This window comes from Microbacterium sp. SCN 71-21, from assembly GCF_001725695.1.
Classification (GTDB): domain Bacteria; phylum Actinomycetota; class Actinomycetes; order Actinomycetales; family Microbacteriaceae; genus Microbacterium; species Microbacterium ginsengisoli.
Genome location: NZ_MEGA01000123.1, coordinates 1 through 4,330, shown reverse-complemented (window position 1 = coordinate 4,330; position 4,330 = coordinate 1). Strand labels below are relative to the sequence as shown.

General features: G+C 70.4%; 2 protein-coding genes and 1 pseudogene. 1 reads left to right on the top strand and 2 read right to left on the bottom strand.

Annotated elements, in window-relative coordinates:
* Positions 1-313, bottom strand: a pseudogene (locus ABT08_RS12985) (hypothetical protein); the annotation flags it as partial.
* 699 nt (positions 314-1,012) lie between these two features.
* On the opposite strand from ABT08_RS12985, the gene ABT08_RS12980 reads away from it, so the two are divergent.
* Positions 1,013-2,608 (top strand): multicopper oxidase domain-containing protein, encoded by a 1,596-nt coding sequence (locus ABT08_RS12980; protein WP_288115234.1) that lies wholly within the window; start codon positions 1,013-1,015, stop codon positions 2,606-2,608.
* Between the two features lie 183 nt (positions 2,609-2,791).
* On the opposite strand, the gene ABT08_RS12975 is transcribed toward ABT08_RS12980, so the two are convergent.
* On the bottom strand, positions 2,792-4,075 hold the full coding sequence (locus tag ABT08_RS12975; protein ID WP_288115233.1) for a hypothetical protein: 1,284 nt from the start codon (positions 4,073-4,075) through the stop codon (positions 2,792-2,794).
* Positions 4,076-4,330: the final 255 nt, after the last annotated feature.

The following is a 4,330-nucleotide window of genomic DNA, read 5'->3' as shown; positions in this document are numbered from 1 at the left end:
CCGTCACGGCCGCCAGTACCAGCAGCGTGCACACCACCCCGATCAGGCACCCCCACGCCCCGGACGCATCGACGGACACCCCCGCAGAGGACGACGCCGTCCGGCCCTCCACCGGTGCCCCCGAGTCTGGGGTAGAGCCGGTCGCGACGGGGGAGCCCGCACTGGTGTCGGCGTGCGCGTCAGCCGTGGTGTGGGAGGTGGTCCAGCCGCCGATGATGAGCACAAGTGCCAGGCCCAGGATGGTCAGCAGCCGCCCCGACCACCACCCCGCCGCGATGACCCGGTCGGGCCGGGATCGGGGGTCGCGGGGCATAGTCCCTCACTGTACCAATCCGACCTTTGCGTCTCCCGGATCCCGCCCGGCCGCAGGCCCTCCACGCCTTCGCCGACAGAGCAGCCACATCGCGTCCACCGGCACGTCGTTCTCGATTATCGCCGAACGACGTCCGTCTCCTGAGCGGAAGGATCAGTGCCCTCGGGGTGCGGTGGTGTCGGTGAAGGCGGGCAGCAGGATCGCCGTGATGCCGTCGGGGTCGAGTCTGCCGGTGCGGACTTCTTCGGCGGCGCCGTTGAGGACGGCACGGGTCGCTGAACTCCGCCGCGATCGTCTCGGCTGCGTCAGGTTCGCCCCACCGGGCACGTGCACCCGTCGGCACCCGAGGCGCCGCCGATTGAAAAGAATACCCATAGGGGGTATAAGGTGTGGGGGAGTCGTGTGCGAGGGAGAGGCGGGCGAGGATGATTCAACCGATCGACTATTTCCTGGTCGCCTGGTTCGTGCTGGTCGCGATCAGCACGATCTGGGTCGGGGTGGACCAGTTCCGTCACAACCCGGAGCCGGCGGTGATGAAGTGGGGCTTCATCCTGGTCACCCTTTACCTGGGGCCGATCGGGGCGCTGCTGTATGTGCTCGCGGACAAGGAGCCACGGCCGGGAGAGCATGAGGAGTTCACCCGGCCGCTGTGGAAGCAGGGCAGCGGCTCGCCCATCCACTGCGTCGCTGGGCCTGCCGATGTGGCTGGATCTGATCATCGAGTACGCCGCCGGGTTCGCGTTCGGGTTGTTCGTGTTCCAGGCCCTGTTCATGAAAAACATGATGGGCGGCAGCTACTGGCAGAACGTGCGCCGCTCGTTCCTGCCCGAGTTCATCAGCATGAACCTGATGATGGCGGGCATGGCGCCGGTGATGTCGCTGCTGATGATGGGCCGCGACATGCGGGCCATGCTGCCCACCGAGTTGCTGTTCTGGGCGGTGATGAGTTTCGGGATCGCGGTCGGGTTCGTGCTCGCCTACCCCGTGAACGTGTGGATGGTGAAGAAGGGCCTCAAGCACGGTCTGATGACCGTCCGCCCCCAGCCCGCCACCCACCCCCAGGAGCATGACGCGCACGCGCAGCACAACCCGCAGCCGCCGGAGGCGCACGCCGGCCACGACCAGGCGGCGGGCGCTGCGTCGTCGCCGGGGTCGGGGCATGAGGCGCACCAGCCTTCTGGCGCCGGAGCGGTGACCGTGCCGCAGCTGACCGTGGTCGGCGCGTTCTCCGCGATCGCGCTCGTGGTCGGGATGGTCGCCCCCGCGAACGCCGTCAACATGACTCTCAGCGCGCACGACGTCGGTGGGCTGATCATGCCGCCCGGGATGATCATGACCCGTGACACCCCCGCCGAGGCGATGCGGGACATGGCCGCCGTCGACCCGCGGGCCGCGACCGCCGCGTACGACGTGGACACCCGCGGTGATGAGGTGCTGGAACCTGCCCGCGTCGAGGACGGGGTGAGGGTGTTCGAGCTGACCGTGTCGCAGATCCGCTGGGAGATCCTCCCCGGCGTCACCGTCGACGCGTACGCGTACAACGGGCAGATCCCGGGGCCTCGGCTGCAGGTCACCCAGGGCGACCGGATCCGCATCGACGTGACCAACGAGCTCGACGAGTCCACGACCGTGCACTGGCACGGCCTGGACGTGCCCAACGAGATGGACGGGCCCGCCGGGATCACCCAGGATCCCATCCAACCCGGCGACACCTACCGGTACGAGTACACGGTGAAGCAGTGGGGCACGTTCTTCTACCACTCCCACGATCACGCCGACCGGCAGCAGGCCCTCGGCCTGTACGGGGCGCTGATCATCGACCCCGCCGACCCTGGCCTGCAGCCGCCTGCCGATCGCGAGTACACGATTCAGCTGCAGGAGTGGCTGTCTCGGGAGGGGCTGACCTATCCGGCGATGCCGATGGAAGGGGGCATGCCGAACTACTTCACCATCAACGGGAAGGCGTACCCGGCCACCGAGACCATCGACATGAAGGTGGGGGAGACCCTCCGGGTGCGGTTCATCGGCTCGAACACCATCGACATCCATCCGATGCACATCCACGGCGGCCCGTTCACCGTCGTCGCCCGCGACGGTGCGGCCCTCACCACGGCGCAGCAGTTCCAGGCCGACACGATCAACGTCGGGCCGGGACAACGCTACGACGTGCTCTGGAACGCGCTCGAGCCCGGCCAGTGGCTCATCCACTGCCACATCAACCACCACACCACCAACAACAACGTCGAAACCGACGGCGCCGGCGGCCTGACCATGATCATCAACGTCACCGAATAACCCCACGAACCGAAGAACCGCCGCCGTTGTGGTCGCCGTTGCCGCGTCGAGTCACGTCCGCGCCCTCCGGCAGCACAGCAGGCGGATGCAAGAGGTGCTCAGCTCATCGTGCCCGACCGTTTCGGTTGCCGGAGGCCGAGATCGCCCGCCCGCCCGCAACGGGGCGCGGTGACCTCGCCGTGGTCAGGTGGTCGCGGGAGGGAGGACGCGTCGGCGGCGGGCGACGGTGACGGCCGCGGCGACCGTGAGCGCCGCCGAGACGGCGAGGAGCACGGCGCCGAGGAGGATCTGCCCCGGTGGCGGGGTGGCAGCGGTGACGGGCTGGTAGAGGTTGCGCTGCTGGCTTTGCGGGCCGGTGAGTTGCTGATCGACGGGCACCCACACCTCGAGGGTGCGTTCGCCGGTGGCGAACTGGGCGTACATGAACCACAGCCCCGGTGACGGCAGTGCCAGTTCCCCGGTGAAGGTACCGGGAGGCGGGGTGCCGGGTTGTGCGCGCAGCGGCGCGGTGAGGTCCTCTCCGGCGCGGCGGGCGACCAGACGGGACGGGGTGAGGTCGGTGTCGTCGGTGAGGCGGATGCCGGTGATGGTGACGGTCAGCTGCCCGGTGCCGTCGCCGGTGACGGTCATCTGTGCGGTGCCGTAGGCGGTGCCCTGGCCGGGGTCGTGCGCCTGCGCGGGTGGGGGCGGGGCGAGGGCGACCAGCAGAAGGGTGAGGGCCGCGGCCGCGGCCCCGGATCGGAGGCGAGTCCCCGGCCGCACGGTGAGGGCGATCATGCTGACGATGATCACCGTGGTGGTGCCGACGGCGGACCAGGCGACGGGGGTGGGTGGGACGCTGCTGATCCCGGTCCCGGAGGCCAGCAGTTGCAGGGTGGTCACGGCGAGGGCGGCCACCGGCCACCGCCACCGGGGGACGGGCAGGGCCAGCAGGAAGAGCCCGGCCACCGCGACCGGCAGGTCGGGGGCGAGCCACCCAGAGGTGGTGAGCAGCACCCACAGCACCACCCGGAACACCAGGTACACGGCGACGACGAGGACAAGGCGGGTGCGGCCGGGGACCAGGGTGGTGATCACCCATGCCGCGCCGAGCGTGGTCGCCAGCAGCAGCGGCAGGTACAGGGTCTCGGTGAACTGGGGCACGTCGGTGTCGTATTCCATCACGATGATCAGCGCCGCCCCCAGCACGCCTGCGGCCAGGGCGATCCGCGGCGGGGCAGGCACGAGCCGGTCGGTGCCGGTGAGCAGGCCGATCAGCACGCACAGGGTGCCGATCACCGACAGCAGGTGCGGGGGCGACCAGAGCACCGCGTCACGCCCGAACGCGGTGTGCCAGAACGCGTCGGCGGGCGCGGCCGCCGCGGTCGCGACCGCCGCAGCGACCGCGACCGCGAACCCGGGCGTGCGGAACACGGCGGCCACGGATCGTGTCGCGGCCAGCCGCCGCCACCCCCAGCCGGCGATCACGACCCCGACGGTGAGGATCGACGCATACAGCAGCAGGTGCGGAGGGATGAAGGTGCTGTCCCGGCCGAGGGTGGTGTGCCGGGAGTCGTCCCAATACGCCGACCCAACCCCGGCGGCCGCGGCCGCTGCGGCGACCCAGACGCCCCCGGCCCCCAGCGCCGGGGAACCGCGGGCCGGGTCCGGCTCTGACGGGAGGGGTGCGCGTGCACGTCTGCCTGGTGGTCGCAGGGGCGGTCCTTTCTGGGATGCGGCAGG